Source organism: Neobacillus drentensis (genome assembly GCF_036965645.1).
GTDB classification, from domain to species: Bacteria; Bacillota; Bacilli; order Bacillales; family Cytobacillaceae; genus Neobacillus; species Neobacillus drentensis_D.
Genome location: NZ_JBALPZ010000013.1, coordinates 67,488 through 87,368 on the forward strand (window position 1 = coordinate 67,488; position 19,881 = coordinate 87,368).

General features: G+C 38.1%; 22 protein-coding genes. 18 read left to right on the forward strand and 4 right to left on the reverse strand.

The window, feature by feature from the left end:
• The first annotated feature begins 148 nt into the window (after positions 1 to 148).
• Positions 149 to 643 carry a DUF308 domain-containing protein gene (locus V7266_RS02365; protein WP_335465616.1) on the forward strand — a complete coding sequence of 165 codons (495 nt, stop codon included), beginning with the start codon at positions 149 to 151 and terminating at the stop codon, positions 641 to 643.
• A gap of 57 nt (positions 644 to 700) precedes the next feature.
• Here V7266_RS02365 and ispG read toward each other — a convergent pair whose 3' ends face one another.
• The 3 genes from ispG to V7266_RS02380 all read right to left on the reverse strand — a co-directional run bounded on the left by ispG (position 701) and on the right by V7266_RS02380 (position 3,183).
• Positions 701 to 1,810 carry a flavodoxin-dependent (E)-4-hydroxy-3-methylbut-2-enyl-diphosphate synthase gene (gene ispG, locus V7266_RS02370; RefSeq protein ID WP_335465617.1) on the reverse strand — a complete coding sequence of 370 codons (1,110 nt, stop codon included), beginning with the start codon at positions 1,808 to 1,810 and terminating at the stop codon, positions 701 to 703.
• Between the two features lie 186 nt (positions 1,811 to 1,996).
• Positions 1,997 to 2,329 carry a hypothetical protein gene (locus tag V7266_RS02375; protein WP_335465618.1) on the reverse strand — a complete coding sequence of 111 codons (333 nt, stop codon included), beginning with the start codon at positions 2,327 to 2,329 and terminating at the stop codon, positions 1,997 to 1,999.
• An 86-nt stretch (positions 2,330 to 2,415) separates the two neighbouring features.
• Positions 2,416 to 3,183, reverse strand: coding sequence for a DUF1189 domain-containing protein (locus V7266_RS02380; protein WP_335465619.1), 768 nt, complete (start codon positions 3,181 to 3,183; stop codon positions 2,416 to 2,418).
• Positions 3,184 to 3,331: 148 nt separating this feature from the next.
• Between V7266_RS02380 and V7266_RS02385 the strand changes: the two genes are divergently transcribed.
• A complete protein-coding gene (locus V7266_RS02385; protein ID WP_335465620.1) occupies positions 3,332 to 3,814 on the forward strand; it encodes a DUF456 domain-containing protein in 483 nt (160 codons plus the stop codon).
• 216 nt (positions 3,815 to 4,030) lie between these two features.
• Here V7266_RS02385 and V7266_RS02390 read toward each other — a convergent pair whose 3' ends face one another.
• Complete coding sequence (locus tag V7266_RS02390; RefSeq protein WP_335465621.1) at positions 4,031 to 4,726, reverse strand: Crp/Fnr family transcriptional regulator; 696 nt, start codon at positions 4,724 to 4,726, stop codon at positions 4,031 to 4,033.
• A 366-nt stretch (positions 4,727 to 5,092) separates the two neighbouring features.
• Between V7266_RS02390 and V7266_RS02395 the strand changes: the two genes are divergently transcribed.
• The 16 genes from V7266_RS02395 to V7266_RS02470 all read left to right on the forward strand — a co-directional run bounded on the left by V7266_RS02395 (position 5,093) and on the right by V7266_RS02470 (position 19,806).
• Positions 5,093 to 5,701, forward strand: a complete 609-nt coding sequence (locus V7266_RS02395) for a superoxide dismutase (RefSeq protein WP_335465622.1) — start codon at positions 5,093 to 5,095, stop codon at positions 5,699 to 5,701.
• A gap of 393 nt (positions 5,702 to 6,094) precedes the next feature.
• Complete coding sequence (locus tag V7266_RS02400; protein WP_335465623.1) at positions 6,095 to 7,312, forward strand: MFS transporter; 1,218 nt, start codon at positions 6,095 to 6,097, stop codon at positions 7,310 to 7,312.
• Positions 7,313 to 7,548: 236 nt separating this feature from the next.
• Positions 7,549 to 9,639, forward strand: coding sequence for a peptidoglycan D,D-transpeptidase FtsI family protein (locus V7266_RS02405; RefSeq protein WP_335465646.1), 2,091 nt, complete (start codon positions 7,549 to 7,551; stop codon positions 9,637 to 9,639).
• 260 nt (positions 9,640 to 9,899) lie between these two features.
• On the forward strand, positions 9,900 to 10,820 hold the full coding sequence (gene pstC, locus V7266_RS02410) for a phosphate ABC transporter permease subunit PstC (RefSeq protein WP_335465624.1): 921 nt from the start codon (positions 9,900 to 9,902) through the stop codon (positions 10,818 to 10,820).
• Entirely contained in the window at positions 10,820 to 11,707 is an 888-nt protein-coding gene (gene pstA / locus V7266_RS02415) for a phosphate ABC transporter permease PstA (protein ID WP_335465625.1), read from the forward strand. The genes pstC and pstA overlap by 1 nt, the downstream gene beginning before the upstream one ends.
• An 80-nt stretch (positions 11,708 to 11,787) precedes the next feature.
• On the forward strand, positions 11,788 to 12,543 hold the full coding sequence (pstB, locus tag V7266_RS02420) for a phosphate ABC transporter ATP-binding protein PstB (protein ID WP_420491301.1): 756 nt from the start codon (positions 11,788 to 11,790) through the stop codon (positions 12,541 to 12,543).
• Positions 12,544 to 12,555: 12 nt separating this feature from the next.
• Complete coding sequence (pstB, locus tag V7266_RS02425; RefSeq protein WP_420491298.1) at positions 12,556 to 13,329, forward strand: phosphate ABC transporter ATP-binding protein PstB; 774 nt, start codon at positions 12,556 to 12,558, stop codon at positions 13,327 to 13,329.
• Between the two features lie 13 nt (positions 13,330 to 13,342).
• The gene (phoU, locus tag V7266_RS02430) at positions 13,343 to 14,002 is read left to right on the forward strand and encodes a phosphate signaling complex protein PhoU (RefSeq protein WP_335465627.1); all 660 of its coding nucleotides are present in this window, start codon (positions 13,343 to 13,345) and stop codon (positions 14,000 to 14,002) included.
• Between the two features lie 296 nt (positions 14,003 to 14,298).
• Positions 14,299 to 14,973 (forward strand): DUF4912 domain-containing protein, encoded by a 675-nt coding sequence (locus V7266_RS02435; protein ID WP_335465628.1) that lies wholly within the window; start codon positions 14,299 to 14,301, stop codon positions 14,971 to 14,973.
• A complete protein-coding gene (locus tag V7266_RS02440) occupies positions 14,966 to 16,216 on the forward strand; it encodes a glycosyltransferase family 4 protein (protein WP_335465629.1) in 1,251 nt (416 codons plus the stop codon). The genes V7266_RS02435 and V7266_RS02440 overlap by 8 nt, the downstream gene beginning before the upstream one ends.
• Positions 16,217 to 16,230: 14 nt before the next feature.
• Positions 16,231 to 16,863, forward strand: a complete 633-nt coding sequence (locus tag V7266_RS02445) for a hypothetical protein (protein WP_335465630.1) — start codon at positions 16,231 to 16,233, stop codon at positions 16,861 to 16,863.
• A 64-nt stretch (positions 16,864 to 16,927) separates the two neighbouring features.
• The gene (rpmG, locus tag V7266_RS02450; RefSeq protein ID WP_015594975.1) at positions 16,928 to 17,077 is read left to right on the forward strand and encodes a 50S ribosomal protein L33; all 150 of its coding nucleotides are present in this window, start codon (positions 16,928 to 16,930) and stop codon (positions 17,075 to 17,077) included.
• A gap of 56 nt (positions 17,078 to 17,133) precedes the next feature.
• Entirely contained in the window at positions 17,134 to 17,703 is a 570-nt protein-coding gene (locus V7266_RS02455; protein ID WP_335465631.1) for a 5-formyltetrahydrofolate cyclo-ligase, read from the forward strand.
• Positions 17,697 to 18,482, forward strand: a complete 786-nt coding sequence (locus V7266_RS02460) for a DUF92 domain-containing protein (RefSeq protein ID WP_335465632.1) — start codon at positions 17,697 to 17,699, stop codon at positions 18,480 to 18,482. The genes V7266_RS02455 and V7266_RS02460 overlap by 7 nt, the downstream gene beginning before the upstream one ends.
• A 73-nt stretch (positions 18,483 to 18,555) precedes the next feature.
• Complete coding sequence (locus tag V7266_RS02465) at positions 18,556 to 19,509, forward strand: L-lactate dehydrogenase (protein WP_335465633.1); 954 nt, start codon at positions 18,556 to 18,558, stop codon at positions 19,507 to 19,509.
• A 102-nt stretch (positions 19,510 to 19,611) separates the two neighbouring features.
• Positions 19,612 to 19,806 carry a hypothetical protein gene (locus tag V7266_RS02470; RefSeq protein WP_335465634.1) on the forward strand — a complete coding sequence of 65 codons (195 nt, stop codon included), beginning with the start codon at positions 19,612 to 19,614 and terminating at the stop codon, positions 19,804 to 19,806.
• Positions 19,807 to 19,881: the final 75 nt, after the last annotated feature.

Here is a 19,881-nt window from a genome sequence, read left to right on the forward strand (position 1 = left end):
AAAGACAGGCCAACAATAAAGGATTAATTTTAAAGTACCATTTCCGGGATTACAAATAATAACTATTGAAGACAAACATTGACATACTAAAAACCTGAAGGAAGCTCACACTAATAAATGCTCCTATAACTGAAAGTGAGGGATTAGGATGGCAGATGAAAGAGACACGAAAGTGCAAAAAGCTCTTCCAGCACCAATAAGTGAAGAAGCTACTTCCAATTCTTCTTCAGCATACAGGGAAGAGACAGCTTCAGAATTTGCAGCACCCATTAAGACTTCTTATTCTTTGAAGAAATCAGAGAATACTCCTGAGATTGGTGCATCCGTTCCAATCCGATCTTCTCAATACCAAGAAGAATCGGCTGCAGAAATCGCTGCACCAGTTCCTGTTACACTGCGCAAAAATCAAAACGGTACACTGCAGCAGCAGGGAGCTGGAGCACAAGCCGGTACAGGAATGGGTGTGCTTGCCTTAGCGTTATCGATTTTATCGCTGTTTGTAATGCCTATACTATTTGGTGCTGCAGGTATTGTGTTAGGATTCGTAGCAAGAAAAAGAGGTGCCGAAGGCCTTGGTGCTTGGGCAATTGGTATTGGTGCAATATCAATTGTGGTTGGTATCTTTATTCTTCCGTTCTTTTAACAGTGCTGCTAAGGAGCAAAAAAGAAACCCGGTAAAAATACCGGGTTTCTTCCAATTTTATTTAGACAATTTTTCTTCTTCTGCTTTTTTACGGAAATACTCCTCAGCAACTTGGTCAATCTCTTTTTTTAGTTCTTCGACCATTTGTGCCTCTGGAACCTTACGAACGATTTCCCCTTTTCTAAACAATAAACCTTCGCCACGGGCACCTGCGATACCGATATCTGCTTCACGGGCTTCCCCAGGACCATTTACAGCGCAGCCTAATACGGAAACCTTTATGGGAGCTTTTATGGTTGAAATATATTCCTCTACTTCATTTGCAATACTGATTAGGTCAATTTCAATTCTTCCGCAGGTCGGGCAAGAAATTAATGTTGCAGCATTGGAAGAAAGGCCAAATACTTTTAAAAGCTCACGGGCTACTTTTACTTCTTCAACTGGATCAGCACTTAAAGAAATACGTAATGTATTTCCAATTCCTTTACTGATAATGGCTCCTAATCCAGCCGCACTTTTTACCGTTCCGGAGAATAGTGTCCCGGATTCTGTAATACCTAAGTGAAGCGGATAATCAAAAGCGCGAGCAGCCTTTTCATAAGCCTCAATAGCTAGATTAACATCAGAGGCCTTCATCGACACAATAATATCATGGAAATCTAAGTCCTCGAGTATTTTAATGTGGTGTAAGGCACTTTCTACCATCCCATCCGCTGTGGGGTAACCATACTTTTCAAGGATTTTCTTTTCAAGTGAGCCTGCATTAACGCCAATCCGAATCGGAATTCCACGTTCTTTGGCTGCTTTTACTACCGCTTCGACCTTTTCTCGTTTACCAATATTCCCTGGATTAATACGAATCTTGTCCGCACCGCCTTCAATGGCCTTAAGTGCTAATTTATAATCAAAATGAATATCGACAACAAGGGGAATATTAATTCTTTTTTTAATTTCTGGAATGGCATTGGCTGCTCGTTCATCAGGACATGCGACCCGGACTATTTGACAGCCTGCTTCTTCCAATCTTTTTATTTCCGCAACGGTCGCCTCAACATCGTGCGTTTTTGTTGTTGTCATACTTTGAATAATGATTTCATTGCTCCCGCCAATCGTTAAGTTTCCAACTTTTATGGGACGGGTTTTGGTGCGATGTATGATTTCACTCACGTGTAATTCGCTCTCCTTCAAATATGGATTCGAATCTGAATAAATCCGATCTTTGCCGTGTTAATCGGTCTGTACACTATGGTGCTTATACAAACCATTTTAAAATTGAAAGTGATAACCTGATTCGAGGTTCATCTTATTTTATCAGCCATCTGCTATTTTTGACAAGATTAACGACTATCCTCTTTATTTTGAGTAATCTGGAAAATGATATGTAGAACCGATTTGAATTTTTTCAGGAGATTTTCCTCCATTTAATGTTTGGAAGTCTTTGATTAGGTCACCAATGGAGACAGGAAGCGATTTATTGATTTTATGCTCAACTATGGAAATCACGGTATCGCCAGGTTTTACCTTTGCATCGAAAGAAGGCAGGTCTGATTCGGCAGCTGGAGCTATTTTCTCGACCTTTGCATCTACAGTTTGGGGGCTGGAGGTTGGAAGAGTGCCGACTGTTAGGTCGTAATAAATGACATATAGGACTAAAATAGATAGGAGAATACCGAATATTTTTTTCATGGGACAAGCCTCCAGAAAGAATGTTTGTACATAGGTATGCTTGTCCACATTAAATTAGAACAGAAAAAAACGTCCAGAGTGGACGTTTAGTTTGAAGTTTTAGGTCTTGGTACTTCCTTAATAGCAAGAAATAATACAATAATTACTACAAACCAATTGATTACAAAACTATTTGGAACTACCGTCTGAATGGCAGTCATAATTGTAAAAAATAAGGTTGGCAATGTTTCACTGTATGCAGCCATTCTCCATAATTGCCGATAGTTCAGCTTCCGATTTCCTTTTAACGCCAGACCAATGAGCGCTAGAACAGATATCTCAATGAAACTAGATGCGCTTGAGAAAATATAAATGAACAGTGATACAACGGGAATAATAATCCCTTTCATTCCACCGATCGTGTTAACAAAGCTTAGCAGGTCGTTATTGGTAATATGTATATCATTCATCATAGAATATGGATAGGTCTCAACGTTGCCACCGGAGGACAATGCAAACCCATCCTGCAATAATGCGAAAGCATTTCCTTCATCCGCTACGTCATCGCCAGATATTGCACCAGTAGGATCAATAATAATGGTAAAATGGTCCTTATTGATTGTAAAAGGCACATCTGTTTTGGCTGTAAGCTGCCCATTTTTAATGGAGAAAGAAGGGGCTTCGTCTTTTATAATGGTTTTTGCAGCGTCAATTCCCTCTGTCAGCGCTGTGCTGAAATAAATAATGGAAGGCAGAATGGAGATGAATGTTAAGAAAAACACATATAAAATCGTTTTTCCGATCCCCTGAAAACGAAATAAAGCAATATCTCTTGGGGAATAAATACTCTTATAAAATTGTTTGAAGATATTCATAAAAAACCACCTTTAAAAGAAAACATGATTACAAAACACACTTTCTATTGTAGCCTGTGTAATTGATATATACAAGAATGTAGAGATATTGAAACTAATTTGATGTTCATCCGTAAATGGAGTAGGAAAAATAGAAGGATGGGGATAGATGGAAGTTGTTTATTGGATTATCATAAGTATTTTATTGGTAGTTGCCTTTGTTGGCTTGATATACCCTATTATTCCAAGTGTGTTATTTTTGCTGGCAGGATTTCTTTTGTATGGAGCGTTTTTTTCTTTTGAGCCATTTAGTTGGTTGTTTTGGCTTATTCAGGGATTATTTGTTGTATTGTTGTTTGCAGCAGATTATGTAGCTAATTTAATCGGAATAAAAAAATATGGGGGCACGAAGGCTGGTATATGGGGAAGTACGATTGGTCTTTTAGCCGGTCCGTTTGTTATCCCAATCTTCGGAATCTTAATTGGACCGTTCATTGGGGCCATCGCAGCTGAGTTAATTGTTCATAGAAGGAACTTTAGCGAGAGTGTGAAGGTGGGATTCGGATCAGTAATCGGGTTTATTAGCAGTGTAATCACCAAAACCATTATTCAAGTCATTATGGTTGGCTATTTTTTTATAGTAGTTCTTTAGACTAAATGAGGGTTTCCTAACTAGTCTGTTGATTTCCGCTCCAGGAGGCTTCGCTTTCCGCGGGCGTGCAGGGGAGCCTCCTCGTCGCTAGGCCTCTGCGGGGTCTCCCCTGCCCCGTACTCCCGCATGAGTCTTCGCCGCCTTCCGCTCCAATCAACAAGAGTGTGGAAAAATGTTCATGAAACCCCCTTTGGGTCAGTCTTCATTTAACTTCAGTTAGTTAATCCCACAAATTTCAAATGGACAGTTTTGACAATCAACTTCCGACTTTAAATAAGCTAAGTTCTTTATCGTGAGTTTTTGATTTTCATATAGGATGATTTCTTTTTCACGAAGTTCTTTAAGGGCACGTTGGATGACTTCTCTTGTCCCATAGGTTAAGTTGGCCAGTTCTTGATGGGTTAAAGGAAGATCAATTAGCACACCGTTTTCCGTTTTTACCCCGTACGTATTACACAGCCGGATAAGGATGGAATATAGACCACCTTTTTTGCCATTCATAATTAGATCTTGACATTTCATTTGAGCCTTTAAATATCCTGTGCTCAACCATACAGCTAAAGCATTCATAGCTTCAGGGTCTGTAAGAATAAATTCCTCGAAAAGGTCCTTTTTAATAAAAAGTATTTCACAATCAGTCAGAGTTTTGGCATAAAACTGATACTGAGGATTAGTTTTAAAAAGCTGATACTCAACAATTAATTCCCGGTCATTTAATACCTTTAAAATAAATTCCTTCCCACGTAAATGAACCCTTCCTAAAGCAATACTTCCTTTTAATAGTAAGTAAATATATTCTACTTGATCTTTTTCGTGAAAAAGAACTGAGCCAGCTTTCACCTTTTGGATAGGCTCGTTTTTTTGGAAAAACTGTAACATTAAATTATATATAGAAATGCTTTCAGTTTGCATATTTTTCACTCCTTTTGACCCCTACAAGTTGATTTAAATCCTTTATAAACAACATGTCAATAAAGCATTAACCGTAAAATGGAAGTGCTTTGCTCCGTTATGACATTAATCGTTGACAGGATGCTAGTTTGATGATTAGTGACAATTTTTCGAAAAATAATAAAAGGATTATTTTTTTCCTTTTTTAGGGTATATAAATCTGTGAGCTGGAAATTGTAATTATGTTGGGTATAAGCATTTTATTTGAAAGGAAAAACCAATTTTGGTATCTTTTAAATGAAGCTTTAGAAAAATTCTTATAGGTGATAGTGGTTATAAGCTTACCTAAAGCCCCCAAAAAATAATATTTACATAGGAGGAATTACCATGGCATTTGAATTACCAAAATTACCTTATGCAGAAGATGCACTAGAACCACACATTGACAAGGAAACAATGAATATTCACCACACTAGACACCACAACACATATGTTACAAACTTAAATAATGCATTAGCAGGAAACGAAGAATTACTTTCTAAATCTGTTGAAGAAGTAATTTCGAATTTGGATGCGGTTCCAGAAGCAGCTCGTACAGCTGTGCGCAATAACGGTGGCGGCCATGCTAACCACTCTTTATTCTGGCAAATCCTCTCTCCAAATGGCGGCGGTGTGCCAACTGGAGAATTAGCTGACGCAATCACAAGCAAATTTGGCAGCTTCGACAATTTCAAAGAAGAATTCGCTAAAGCAGCAACTACTCGTTTCGGCTCTGGCTGGGCTTGGTTATCTGTAAACAATGGTGAATTAGAAGTTTCTAGCACTCCAAATCAAGATTCTCCATTAATGGAAGGGAAAACTCCAATCCTTGGCCTTGATGTTTGGGAGCATGCTTACTATTTAAATTATCAAAACAAACGTCCTGATTACATTTCAGCTTTCTGGAATGTTGTTAACTGGGATGAAGTTTCTAAGCGTTATAACGCAGCGAAGTAATTGATCGATAAAAGGCAGCATTTTGCTGTCTTTTTTTTTTGAGATAAGAAAGTATAAAAGTTTTTGACTTCGAGAATTGTCCAGCTCCAGGCGCCTTCGGCTCGGGGTCACAAGCTTATCCAGTTGCGGCTCCTTGGGACTCGAAGTCTAAGCCACCCCCTGAAGAAGGCAAAGAACGCCTTCTTACAGGGTGCGTCTTAGCCTAGCGTCCCAGAACAGTCGCCTCCACATTTAGATCAATCCGTCCAAAAGGTTAAAGAACAACCTTTCGGCCGGCTCGTCTTGTGCTTGTCGCCGATAGGCTGGCGCCTTGCGCTTTTCTTATTTCGCTTAGATTTGTATAAGAACCTTGTCATTGTTAAAGACTACCCATATGACAAAGGGGAGTTCTTTATGGCAAAAAAATTTAAGCTTTTAGGCGATGTAGAATTAACGAAGGATTTATCACTTTTGCTGATCATTGGAGGTTTGTATTCATTAAGTGTTGCTTTATCTAATACATTTGTGAATATTTATCTTTGGAAGCAAACAGGACAGTATTCCGATATTGCCCTCTATAACCTCTCAATAGTCGTATTACAACCGTTAACGTTTATTTTAGCGGGGCGGTGGGCAAAAAAAATCGATAGAGTCATTGTACTTAGAATTGGTGTTATCGCTTTAGCATTGTTTTATTTAGCTGTATTAATTACGGGCACCAACGCTGCCACTTATTTGCTTTTATTAGGCGGCCTGTTGGGTATCGGATATGGCTTTTATTGGCTAGCCTATAACGTGCTGACCTTTGAAATTACCGAACCAGAGACAAGAGATTTTTTTAATGGATTTTTAGGAATATTATCATCAGCTGGCGGCATGATTGGTCCAATTGCAGCAGGGATAATCATTACGAGATTTGAAGAATTTACCGGGTATACATTTGTTTTCGGTTTGTCCCTAGCACTATTTGGATTAGCTGTGTTTATGAGTTTTTCATTAAAACCGAGACCTGCTTCTGGAAGGTACTGTTTTAAACGAATAATTGAGGAGAGGAAACAAAACGAAAATTGGCGTTTTGTTACAAATGCTCATTTCGTACAGGGATTACGAGAGGGGACTTTTGCATTTGTCATCTCCGTTTTTGTTTATATTTCAACGGGAAGCGAAATGTCTTTAGGCACATTTGGCTTGATTAATTCTGGGATATCTTTTGTTGCTTACTATTTTGCATCACGTTTAATTAAGAAAAAATATCGAAAAAAAGCCATTTTAATTGGCGGGATCATTCTTTATGCTTCTGTCTTGCTGATTATTTGGGATTTAAATTTTGTAAAACTACTATTATATGGTGGAATGATTGCGATAGCGTATCCACTATTGTTAGTCCCTTATAGTTCTACTACATATGATGTAATAGGGTCGGGTTGGAAAGCGGCTGAAATGAGGATAGAGTATATTGTAGTACGGGAAATATACCTTAACCTCGGCAGGATAATATCGATTTTAGCTTTCCTAGCAGCAGTAACCTGGTTTAATGAAGAAAAAAGTATTCCGGTCTTGTTATTCTTTTTAGGTGCCGGTCATTTATTGATTTATTTGTTCATAAGAAGAGTACGCTTACCTGCAGTCTAGCGATGAGTTTAATAACTCATCGCTTTTTTAATTCATTAGAAAGGAAGTTGGGATATTAAAAAAAGAAACAGTTTGGTCTAGGTTTTTTAACAAAATTGGTAAGGGTTATTCATAGAAAAATAAAACATTATCCTATAAAATAAAGAAGTTATGTAAGCCTTGGGTAAAGGAAGTGTAGATTGACCTTGAATTTAAAAAAGAAAAAGAAAAAAACACATGTCCCGTTTCGCTTAAATATGGTGTTTTTTGTGGTATTTATCCTTTTCTCTATTCTCATTCTTCGTCTTGGAGAATTACAAATTGTCTTTGGCGATGATTTCAAACGAGAAATTCAACGAACAGAGGACATTACCGTCAATAACCCTGTTCCGAGAGGGAAAATGTATGATCGTAATGGTAAGACAATTGTTGATAATAGTCCGCTAAATGCGATTACTTATACAAAAAGTCAAAATGTTACGCAAAAAGACATGCTGGACACCGCAGCTAAATTAGCTAAGCTTATTTCAATGGATACCTCAAAAATTCCGATTCGTGACAAGAAGGATTATTGGATTACCAATCATCCAAAGGAAGCCAAAGCAAAAATTACAAAAAAAGAATGGGCTGCCTATAATCAGAAAAAAATTGATGATAAGAAAATTTATCAATTACAGCTGGACCGGGTTACTGATGAGGAAATAAATAGTTTTAAACCAGAGGAGCTTGAGACACTTGCTATTTATAGGCAATTCAATAGTGGCTATGCCTTAACACCTCAGATTGTTAAAAATAAAAATGTTACTCCAGAAGAATTTGCGATCGTTAGTGAAAATTTAGCAAATCTGCCTGGTGTTGATACAACCACAGATTGGGAACGTAAGTATACCTTTGGGACTACCTTAAAATCGATATTGGGGGATGTGACTTCCTCAGAAGCGGGTATCCCGAAGGAGCAGTTAGAAAAATATCTTGCGCAGGGTTACAGTAGGAATGACCGCGTAGGGAAAAGTTATCTAGAATTAAAATATGAAAATGTTCTCCATGGTCAAAAGGCAAAAGTGAAAACCGTAACAGATAAATCCGGGAAAGTCCTTTCAACGGAAGTGGTTTCAGAAGGTAAGCGCGGAGATGATTTAGTTTTAACCATTGATATGGACCTTCAACAACAGGTTGAAAAAATAGTAGAAGAAGAAATGTGGTCTGCTAAAAGTAAACCTAATACTGGAGTTATGGACCGTGCCTTTGCCGTTGTTATGAATCCTAATACAGGTGAGATCTTGTCGATGACCGGAAAACTAATTGGTAAGGACAGTAACGGTAAGACTGTCATGAAAGACTATGCCAGCGGTACTTTTACCAGCTCCTATAACGTGGGGTCGGCGGTGAAAGGTGCGACCATTTTAACTGGCTATCAAACGGGTGCGATTAAACCGGGTTCATACCAACTAGATGAACCGTTAGTGATTAAAAATACTCCCATAAAGAAATCATGGAAAACCTTTGGTTCCATTAATGATCTACGAGCCTTACAAGTTTCTTCCAACGTTTATATGTGGAAGACCGTTATTGCAATGGCAGGTGGAAAATATGTTCCAAATGGTACATTAAATATGGAAACTGCAAAGACCTTTAACACCATGCGGCAGTCATTTAGCCAATTTGGTCTAGGAACACGGACAGGAATTGACTTGCCAAATGAAATGAGCGGTTTTCCAGGGTCTGAGAATATTCCGGGTAAACTTCTTGACTTTGCAATTGGTCAGTATGATACGTATACACCAATGCAGCTGGCGCAGTATGTTTCCACAATTGCCAATGGCGGTAATCGAGTTCAGCCGCATATTGTAAAGGAAATTCGTGAGCCGGTAATGGAAAGTAATGAGTTAGGACCGATTGTTGAAGAAATTGAACCAAAAGTATTAAATCGTATTGATATGAAGGATGCTTGGATTAAACGAGTGCAAGAAGGGTTCCGAATGGTTATGCAGGTAGGGGATGGTACGGCAACTAGTTATTTTAGGAGTGCACCATACAGCCCGGCTGGAAAGACAGGAACCGCACAGGCTTTTTACGATGGTTCAGATAAAACCAAACGTGGTACAGAAGTATGGAACTTAAGTCTTGTCAGCTATGCACCATCTGATAATCCAGAAGTAGCTGTGGCTGTAGTTGTGCCATGGGCTTATTCAGGCAACAGTGGTCCAAGTATCAACAACTTAATTGGCCGAAGAGTTTTGGATGCTTATTTTGACCTGAAAAAAACACGTCAAAATACAGATGGAACTTCTGGTACTAATCAGTCAGCAAATCAAACGACAGCTGATTCCTCGCAAAACAGCCAGTAAACTGGTAATAATTTGATACCTATTAAACCACCTTTTTCCAACTAAAAAGGTGGTTTTTTTATTTTTTTCAAATTTACAATATCTATACATCTATTTACAAAACCTTTACATAAGATTAAAACCCTGTTTACACTCAGGATTTATGCTTGTATCTGTAGGAAAAAACAACGAATATTTATAAATTGATTCGTTTAAATGAATAAATGGGGAAGTGCTGGTTTGCATTTACCCTTTATGACATATTAAGGGGTGTTATTGCAATGGAAAAGATCCTACCTGCAAAGGAAAGATTGTTAAAGTCTGAGAAGAATTGGATGAATGGCGAAGCCCGTGGAAAGTTTCTTGTTGTTTTATGCGCGGTGATTATGATTTCAGCTACCATATCGATTACCATCTTTCTTGGGACAAAAGGGTTACAATCATTTATAAAAAATAGTGTGAGTTTTATTGAGTTCATTTCTAGTATTCACTGGGATCCTACCAATAAAGCTAATCCGGAATATGGGGCATTACCATTTATCTTCGGATCCTTTGCCGTCACTTTTTTATCGGCAATTGTTGCTGCACCCTTAGGGATTGGCGGAGCAATATTTATGACAGAGATCGCGCCTTCTTGGGGGAGAAAAATATTACAACCGATCATTGAGCTTTTAGTTGGAATTCCATCTGTTGTTTATGGATTCATCGGGCTTACCGTATTAGTTCCTTTTGTGAGGGAACATATTGGCGGTTTAGGATTTAGTTTGCTTTCTGGGACGATTGTGTTATCGATTATGATTTTACCAACGATTACGACCATTGCGACAGATGCGATGAGCTCATTGCCAAAAAATTTAAGAGAAGGATCTTATGCTCTCGGAGCAACCCGTTGGCAAACCATTCGCAAGGTTCTGATTCCTGCTGCTTTGCCAACCTTGCTGACCGCAGTGGTATTAGGTATGGCGCGTGCCTTTGGTGAAGCTTTAGCTGTTCAAATGGTAATAGGAAACGTGCGAGATTTACCAACAAGCCTTTTAGATGCTTCTGCAACGTTAACGACAATCATTACCTTGAATATGGGACATACCACTTACGGAAGTGTTGAAAATAACACACTTTGGTCGATGGGTCTGATTTTATTAGTTATGTCGTTTGCGTTTATTCTCTTGATCCGTTACTTGTCATCGAGGAGGAAGCTGTAATGAATAGTAAGACTGCTGACCGATTAGCCACAGGAGTATTTGTAGCAATTGCCATTATTATTATTTCTATTTTAGTTGGACTATTTTCCTATATCTTAGTGAATGGCCTAAAACATGTTTCACTTCATTTTTTAACCACACCCTCAAGTAATGTCTTGGCGGGGGGAGGAATTCGCGATCAGTTATTTAATTCCTTCTACGTTTTGTTTATAACCATGTTAATTACAGTTCCGCTTGGTATAGGCGGAGGAATATATATGGCTGAATACGCTAAGCCCGGAAAAGTAACTGATATTATTCGTTCTTGTATTGAAGTACTTGCTTCCCTTCCATCCATTGTCATTGGAATGTTTGGTTTATTAATGTTTGTTAATTTAACTGGCTGGGGTTATACGATTTTAGGCGGCGCCTTAGCATTAACGGTGTTTAATCTTCCCGTACTGGTGCGGGTGAGTGAGGATGCTATTCGTGCAGTGCCTCGTGATTTAAAAGAGGCGAGTCTTGCGTTAGGAATTACGCATTGGCACACCATTAAAACCGTTATTTTACCAAGTGCTTTTCCATCAATTTTAACTGGTGCGATTTTAGCTGCAGGAAGAGTATTTGGTGAAGCGGCAGCCTTGTTATTTACTGCTGGACTGTCGACACCGAGACTAGATTATGCTAACTGGAATCCTTTTTCTGATCAATCTCCGTTAAATATTTTTCGTCCAGCAGAAACACTAGCTGTACACATATGGTCAGTTAATACACAGGGGTTAATTCCTGACGTTGAGGAAGTTTCAAATGGTTCTGCAGCCGTGCTGGTTATTTCGGTCTTACTATTCAACCTATTAGCTAGATGGATAGGCAGCATGATTCATAAGAAAATCACTGCAACAAAATAAAGGGCAGGTGAAAACGGATGGTTATGACTTTAGAACAGGAAAAGATAGAACAAACATTACAATCAACCGTCCCATTCCAAATGGAAAATATTTTAGAGGTTAATAATTTAGAAATATTTTATGGTGAAAAACGTGCCGTAAATGGTATCTCAATGGATATAGATAAAAATGCAGTAACTGCATTAATTGGTCCTTCTGGTTGTGGTAAGTCAACGTTTTTACGCAGTATTAATCGGATGAATGATTTAATTCCGGGGGCAAGGGCTGAAGGAGAAATTCTCTATGAAGATCTAAATATCTTATCAGAGCAAATAAATGTAGTCGCATTGAGAAAAGAAATTGGTATGGTATTTCAAAAGCCAAATCCATTTCCAAAATCAATCTATGAAAATATTACTCATGCATTGAAATTTAGTGGCATTAAAAAGAAAAGCTTGCTTGATGATTTTGTACAGGAAAGCCTTGAAAAAGCAGCATTGTGGGATGAAGTGAAAGATCGACTTCATAAATCTGCCCTATCACTCTCGGGCGGACAGCAGCAGCGTCTTTGTATAGCTAGGACTATAGCGATGAAGCCGGCGGTTATGCTCCTAGATGAGCCATCATCAGCATTAGACCCCATTTCCAATGCGAAGGTAGAAGAGTTAATCGTTGATTTGAAAAAGGATTATTCTATCATTATTGTTACCCATAATATGCAGCAGGCTTCCCGTATTTCCGATAAGACAGCCTTCTTTTTAAATGGAGATTTAGTTGAATATGATTCTACTGAAAAAATCTTTACCAATCCTTCCGTTAAAAAGACCGAAGAGTATATTTCAGGAAGATTCGGATAAGGAGGTATAGGAATGACAACTTCAGCATTAACACGACAAATATTTGAAGTGAAAGATTTAAATTTATGGTACGGAGACCATCATGCCCTAAAGGATATTAACTTTTCCATTGATAAAAAAGAGGTTACAGCTATTATTGGGCCATCAGGCTGTGGTAAATCAACCTTTATTAAAACACTTAATTTAATGATTAATATGGTTCCAAATGTCAAAATGACAGGTGAAATTAACTTAAATGGTAAAAACATCCTTGATGAGAAAGTGGACCTTGTGGACCTTCGCAAACATGTGGGGATGGTTTTCCAAAAAGGAAACCCTTTTCCACAGTCTATTTATGATAATATCGCCTACGGACCAAGAATCCATGGGATTAAAAAGAAGGTACATCTTGATGAAATCGTCACAAAATCATTGATGGACGTCGCTTTATGGGATGAAGTAAAGGACCGATTACATGCACCTGCATTAGGATTATCGGGTGGACAGCAGCAAAGATTATGTATTGCCAGGGCTTTAGCGACCAAACCAGAGGTATTACTAATGGATGAACCAACCTCTGCGTTAGATCCGATCTCCACTTTGAAGATAGAGGAATTGATCTTAGAGCTAAAAGAGAAATATACAATCGTCATTGTTACTCACAACATGCAGCAGGCTTCACGGGTGTCAGATAAAACAGCCTTCTTCTTAATGGGAGAGCTTATTGAATTAGATGCTACTGCTGCTATATTTTCAAACCCTGCGGACTCACGTACGGAAGGGTATATTACCGGTAGATTCGGATGATGAGGTGGACAGAATGAGTACAAGGTCTAATTTTGATCATAATTTAATGCAATTAAATAAAATGTTATTATCCATGGCTAAAAAAGCGGAAATCGCGATAACAGATGCCATGCTCTCTTTAGTCAATCAGGACCTCGAAAAGGCAAAGGCTGTTCTAAACGGGGATAATGAAATTAATAAATTGGAACAAGAAATAAATGATAAAGCCTTATTATTAATTGCAACAGAATCACCTGTAGCTACGGACCTTAGAAAAATAAGCGCAGCATTAAAGGTGTCATCAGAAATTGAAAGATTGGCTGATATTGCTGTCAATATCGCCAAATCCACCATTCATATAGGTAATGAAAAGCATATAAAGGAAATCATTGATATACCAAATATGATGGGAATGGCACTTGAGATGGTTTCTGAGTCCATCGAAGCTTTTACCACTGAGAATGTTTCACTGGCACATGAATGTGCAAAAAAAGATGATCAGGTCGATCAAATGTTTGGCCAATTAATCCAAGAATTAATGGGCTATATTCCGCAAAATCTAAATTCAACCAACCAAATTATTCAGTTAGCATTCGTATGTAGAAATGTAGAAAGAATCGCGGACCATTCCACGAATATAGCCGAGAATGTTATTTATCTCGTTACAGGAAAACGAATCAACTTAAATGCTTAAGCTAATAAAGAGGCTGCCATTGTGCATCCTCTTTTTTGTATTGTAGATAATACTGTCGAAAAGATGATTTAATTTAGAATTGAAATTTGTTGATACATGTAAAAAACGGTGGTTGACTAGTTATGAAAAAAAATTTAATGACTGCAACAAGGCTTGCTATATAGGATAACCAAAATACGACAAAATGCGTTTATTGTATGCTTTCTAATCTGGTGATACCATTAAATTATAAATAAATTAAGAATTATTTTGCGATTATCTACATATATTGATTGTTTACAGAATGGAGGAAAAAAATGATTCAGGAAATTATCAAACTAAGAGGAGATGGCTTATCATTTCGTAAAATTGCCTCTGAATTGAATACAACAGTAGGTAAAGTTCAATACCGCTGGAATAAATGGATGGAAGAAAATAACCATGAAATAGCTAACGAGCTATCGACTAAGGATTCAAATTCCTCAGATGACACTATTTCACCAGAATTAATTCCACTAAAGGGTGAGTTACAGGCCAAGCTTATAACCCCTCGCAAAATAATTCTTTTCTGGGACATTTCTGAATTACCCAAAAAAATTATCGAACGGTTTTTTAATCGAAAGTTTGAAGATCTTGTTATGGTAACCAGAGTCTATGATGTCACAAATATTTTGTTTAACGGTAAAAATGCCAACCATTTTAATGAAATAACCGTTCGTTACCAAAATGGACACTGGTTTATTAGTGGATTGGCAGAAAATCGGAGCTATATTGCGGAATTAGGTGTACACATCCGTAACAATGAATTTTTTCCACTGTATCGTTCGAATTGTATTCAAACACCATTACCTGAATTACAAAGTGGTCATACATTTCAGGAGGAATTATTACGATTCCAACGATACGAAGAAGAATCACCAAAATGGATGGAGCATGTGAGCACTTATAGCTATTATGTAAAATCGAGCATCTTGGGGGATCACAATGAATAAACGGCAGAAGGACTTAGAGGGAAAACGCCAAGCCCCTTGGGAGTTAAAGATATTAATTCTTTCGTGGGAATTCCCTCCTAATATAGTTGGGGGATTATCCAGACATGTAGCAGGATTATCAACTCATTTGGCAGAGCAAGGGCATGAAGTACACGTGCTGACAGCTGGGAAAAATAATCTTCTACCGCAAGAAATGATGAATGGAGTAAATGTTCATCGGGTAAGGCCAATAAATGAGAATGACGATCATTTTTTATCATGGATTGCAGGACTAAATTTAGCCATGGCCTTTAAGGCCGAACAACTAGTAGAAGAATTGGACTTCGATATCATTCATGCTCACGATTGGCTTGTCGGAGCAGCAGCAATTTCTCTAAAGGAAATATTAGGGATCCCGCTATTAACCACTATTCATGCAACAGAGCATGGAAGAAATACTGGAATCTATACCGAGATCCAGCAATTCATCCATGAAAAAGAACAGCAATTAATTTTAGAATCAGATCAGATTATTGTCTGCAGCGAATATATGAAGGACGAATTGAAAGAGGTTTTTACTGTACAGGTCGAAAGAATGGCTGTCATTCCAAATGGAATTGAACCATTATCAGTAAACAGGCAAATTGCAGAAATAATGCCGGAACTTAAAGATAAAAAATATATTTTTTCAATTGGAAGAATAGTTGAAGAGAAGGGGTTCGAAACAATAATCGAGGCAGCAGCCATTGCAAAAGAAAAAAAGAAGCAAGACGTCTTTTTTGTTATTGCTGGAAAAGGGCCAATGCTCAAGGAGTACCAAAAACAGGTTTCAGATCGTGGTTTGGAGGGTCATATGACCTTTATTGGCTATGTGACGGATGAACAGCGGAACGCCTTAATTCAAGACTGTGAGCTAGCTGTCATACCAAGTCTTTACGAACCATTCGGAATAGTTGTATTAGAAACCATGATTCTTGGAAAACCAACCGTAGTATCCAATACCGGTGGCATGAAGGGGATTATTAAGCACCTTCAAACGGGGATGTTGATGGTCCCAGGAAATCCACATAGTCTTATGGAACAAATTGAATTTTTATTCAATCAACCAGAGAAAGCCTTAGAGATTGGCAACAGAGGAAGGCAAATTGTTCAAAGTCTTTATGGGTGGAAAAGAATCGCGGCTGAAACAAGCCGGGTGATGGAAGATACATTGCTCAGCCAGCGAGTCAATGAGAAGAATCAAAATACAGCGCCAAATAAATGATAAAGAGGGTGTGCATGAAAATGAATTTAACTACTGAACTGAAAAATATGGAACATACCTCTAGTCTAGAAACAGCGTTGGAATCACTGCAATTCGTTCCGGGACTCTGGGTGAATGGGAAATACCTTTGGCTGCAAGACACTATGGAAAAAGTGCTTTACGATGAAGCATTAGTAATAAAAGTAAAGCAGGAACAAATTCATGCTAAAATCCATCTTTCGAGTGTTTATGTAAAAAATCACAGTCATATAACGAAACATATTCATGTTTTAGCGATGCACCATTTTTTAAATGTTGGACAGGAAAACTTAACATTCGTGTCACCGATTGAAAATCATATTATTCATCATGCGAACACACAGGTTTATCTTGTGAATGGACACTGTAATCAGGCAAGTATGAAAGAATTCACAACGGTGCCTTTATGGAATGCCTACACGGATCGTATATGGAGTTCCATTAAAAAAGGAAACTTAAAATATCAACCAATGGCAAAAGGGCCTGCAGCTAGTATTTTTAAGATGACAGCCTCAATTGCACCACATCAAACTAGAAAATTGGATACTTGGACGATTAGCGGCTCCAACAAAAACGAACTGATTTTGTTAGAAAAAGCACTTATTAAAAAACACACTAGCATTTCCTAATGAAAAATGATATTATAGAAAAGTCGTATGAACGAACAGCTTAATCGTTTGGAGGGAAATTGACATGCGTGTAAATATTACGTTAGCTTGCACTGAGTGTGGAGATCGTAACTATATTTCAACAAAAAATAAACGTAACAACCCAGATCGTCTTGAGCTTAAGAAATATTGCCCAAGAGAAAAGCGTACAACAGCACATCGTGAAACAAAATAAGCAGTAGGGCTTCCTGCTGCTTTTTTTGTTGTTTTAAAACAGTAAGGAGGAAAAAAATGAGCGAGAAGAATTTGATACGAAAACAAGTTAAAGAAACCCTTTCAACTCTTTCAAGACCCCTTTATGAGCATTACTCCTTTAAAATTGCCAGCACTTTATATACTGATGTGGATTGGGAAAAAGCTAAGACCATCGGGATTTATGTTTCAAGACAGCCTGAAGTCGATACATACCAAATTATTCGAAAGGCATGGGAACAGGGGAAACAAGTAGTTATTCCCAAATGTAGCCCAAAGGACAAAGGATTAGCCTTTAGAACACTTACAGATTTTTCTCAGTTGGAATCGATTTATTATGGACTGCTAGAGCCTATCGAAACATTGACTACTGAAATTAATGCTGAGGAAATTGATTTAATTATTGTACCGGGTCTTGCCTATACTCGGACAGGTTATCGCTTAGGATTTGGCGGCGGGTTCTATGATCGTTTCTTATCTGAATATCCAGGCAAAACATTATCGTTAGCCTTTAATCAACAAATCATTCCAAATTTTCCAATAGAAGACCATGATATTCCTGTTTCAAAAATAATTACAAACGAAGAGGTTATTTTAACAAAATGCTAGAAGACTTGTTCATTTATATAGTGATCATAATCGGAGCAATGGCGGGATATTTTCAAAAATCCCTCACACTTACAGGTGCTTTTGCTGCTATGCTGGTAGGAATGTCTGTTTATGGTGGTATGGGTCTAGATGGTCTAATATTGCTTGGTGCTTTTTATGTATCCTCCAATTTTTGGTCAAAATACAGAAGTTCTGCAAAAAAGACGCTGGAAGAAAAATTGGCGAAAGGTGGAACAAGAGATTGGCTTCAAGTCCTTGCGAACGGGGGGGCTGCCGCTCTTTTTAGTCTACTTTATATATTTCAGCCTGATCGGACGTGGGTGATCGGGTTTACAGTTTGTTTAGCGAGCGCCAACTCTGATACCTGGGCTTCGGAAATTGGCAGCTTAAGTAGGAATAACCCTATTTACATACGCACTTTTAAACGAGTAGAACGAGGGACTTCGGGTGCAATTAGTGGTTTAGGAAGTATTGCTGCTGCCTTCGGCTCGGTTCTCATCTCCATTCTAAGTTATTTTCTTTTTCATTTTGATCTCTCTATAGTTTTGTTAGTATTTCTATTTGGCTTTATAGGAAATGTCATTGATACGCTATTTGGTGCCTTTTATCAACAAGTTTACATATGCAGACATTGTGGTATCACTACTGAAAAAAGGCTCCATTGCAGTACACCTACAACTCGTATAAAAGGGTGTACCTTTGTGGATAATGATATGGTGAATTTTCTTTCGGGTTTTATAGCTTCAGTGTTATTAATCGTAATTTTGAGACTTTTTTGATAAAATTCTAAATTATACTCATATGAATGATTACATTGTTTCAAACTACTTTAGCTAAATAGGAGGAGTGAGAATGCTAAGACGCGTTAACCGGGTTGTCCTTATCGGAACAGGTTTTGTTGGATCTAGCTATGCGTTTGCCCTTTTAAATCAAGGGATTACGGAAGAGTTAGTCTTAGTGGATTTAAATAAGGAGAAAGCGGAAGGGGATGCCATGGACTTAAATCATGGAATGCCTTTTGCGCCTTCTAGGACGAAAATTTGGTATGGGGATTACAAAGATTGCGGTGTAGCTGATCTTGTCGTCATTACAGCTGGAGCCAATCAAAAGCCTGGAGAGACTAGACTTGACCTAGTCGAAAAAAATACGAAAATCTTTAAAGGTATCGTTGATCAAATTATGGACAGCGGCTTTAATGGAATATTTTTAGTTGCTACTAATCCGGTGGATATTTTAACGTATGCTGTCTGGAAATTCTCCGGTCTTCCTAGAGGGCGCGTTATTGGTTCAGGAACGATCTTAGATACGGCCCGTTTCCGCTATTTACTGGGTGAACATTTTGACGTAGATACTAGGAATGTACATGCTTATATTATTGGAGAACATGGGGATACCGAACTGCCTGTATGGAGCCATGCTGATATCGCCGGAACAACCATTTCTGAATGGACAAAAAACAAATCTAATTTTAATCCGGATGATTTAAATCAGATTTTCTTAAATGTACGTGATGCCGCCTATCACATCATTGAGCGCAAAGGTGCTACATATTACGGTATTGCCATGGGATTAGTCCGCTTAACGAAAGCCATTTTACGAAATGAAAACTCGGTGCTCACGGTATCCGCCTATTTGGACGGAGAATACGGACACAATGATATCTATATTGGTGTTCCAGCCGTTGTTAATCGCAATGGAGTCAGGGAAATTGTTGAACTAGACCTAAATGACGAAGAAAAAGCAAAGTTTACGAATTCTGTTCAAGTATTAAAGAAGACAATGGAACCTGTGTTTAAGAATTTCTAACTGCGTAAAGGAGACGAATTTTTTTTATTTCGTCTCTTTTCTTTATGATTAATGGATAATTCTACTGTTTCCATCACAGAATAGTAAGTAGGAGGGATGATGATGTCTCGTCTAATAACATCCATTTTTATGATTGGTTCAATTGGTTACGTAGTATACCGCTATAGGTACAGAATCATTAATGCGCTGATTGGTACAGGCTGGATGCGGCGGCTTGCTGTAGGCTCTATCATGAGCTTCCCTGGGGTAAGACAAAAATTAATGTCATCCGTTTTTGGAGGACCATCTGGCAGGTGAAAACCGCAGATGGTTTTTTGCTTTTTGTCCAATTTATTAAATACCCCTTTAATGCAAATGTTAATGGTTTATTTC

Bases quoted from the DNA above. Each gene is read 5' to 3' on its own strand.
- V7266_RS02435 (WP_335465628.1), top strand. From the start codon at position 14,299: ATGATTCAGGAAATTATCAAACTAAGAGGAGATGGCTTATCATTTCGT.
- V7266_RS02465 (WP_335465633.1), top strand. From the start codon at position 18,556: ATGCTAAGACGCGTTAACCGGGTTGTCCTTATCGGAACAGGTTTTGTT.
- V7266_RS02390 (WP_335465621.1), bottom strand. From the start codon at position 4,726: ATGCAAACTGAAAGCATTTCTATATATAATTTAATGTTACAGTTTTTC.
- V7266_RS02455 (WP_335465631.1), top strand. From the start codon at position 17,134: ATGAGCGAGAAGAATTTGATACGAAAACAAGTTAAAGAAACCCTTTCA.
- V7266_RS02365 (WP_335465616.1), top strand. From the start codon at position 149: ATGGCAGATGAAAGAGACACGAAAGTGCAAAAAGCTCTTCCAGCACCA.
- V7266_RS02405 (WP_335465646.1), top strand. From the start codon at position 7,549: ATGGTGTTTTTTGTGGTATTTATCCTTTTCTCTATTCTCATTCTTCGT.
- pstC (WP_335465624.1), top strand. From the start codon at position 9,900: ATGGAAAAGATCCTACCTGCAAAGGAAAGATTGTTAAAGTCTGAGAAG.
- V7266_RS02375 (WP_335465618.1), bottom strand. From the start codon at position 2,329: ATGAAAAAAATATTCGGTATTCTCCTATCTATTTTAGTCCTATATGTC.
- V7266_RS02400 (WP_335465623.1), top strand. From the start codon at position 6,095: ATGGCAAAAAAATTTAAGCTTTTAGGCGATGTAGAATTAACGAAGGAT.
- V7266_RS02395 (WP_335465622.1), top strand. From the start codon at position 5,093: ATGGCATTTGAATTACCAAAATTACCTTATGCAGAAGATGCACTAGAA.
- pstB (WP_420491301.1), top strand. From the start codon at position 11,788: ATGGAAAATATTTTAGAGGTTAATAATTTAGAAATATTTTATGGTGAA.
- pstB (WP_420491298.1), top strand. From the start codon at position 12,556: ATGACAACTTCAGCATTAACACGACAAATATTTGAAGTGAAAGATTTA.
- V7266_RS02460 (WP_335465632.1), top strand. From the start codon at position 17,697: ATGCTAGAAGACTTGTTCATTTATATAGTGATCATAATCGGAGCAATG.
- V7266_RS02385 (WP_335465620.1), top strand. From the start codon at position 3,332: ATGGAAGTTGTTTATTGGATTATCATAAGTATTTTATTGGTAGTTGCC.
- pstA (WP_335465625.1), top strand. From the start codon at position 10,820: ATGAATAGTAAGACTGCTGACCGATTAGCCACAGGAGTATTTGTAGCA.
- V7266_RS02380 (WP_335465619.1), bottom strand. From the start codon at position 3,183: ATGAATATCTTCAAACAATTTTATAAGAGTATTTATTCCCCAAGAGAT.
- phoU (WP_335465627.1), top strand. From the start codon at position 13,343: ATGAGTACAAGGTCTAATTTTGATCATAATTTAATGCAATTAAATAAA.
- V7266_RS02440 (WP_335465629.1), top strand. From the start codon at position 14,966: ATGAATAAACGGCAGAAGGACTTAGAGGGAAAACGCCAAGCCCCTTGG.
- rpmG (WP_015594975.1), top strand. From the start codon at position 16,928: ATGCGTGTAAATATTACGTTAGCTTGCACTGAGTGTGGAGATCGTAAC.
- V7266_RS02470 (WP_335465634.1), top strand. From the start codon at position 19,612: ATGTCTCGTCTAATAACATCCATTTTTATGATTGGTTCAATTGGTTAC.
- V7266_RS02445 (WP_335465630.1), top strand. From the start codon at position 16,231: ATGAAAATGAATTTAACTACTGAACTGAAAAATATGGAACATACCTCT.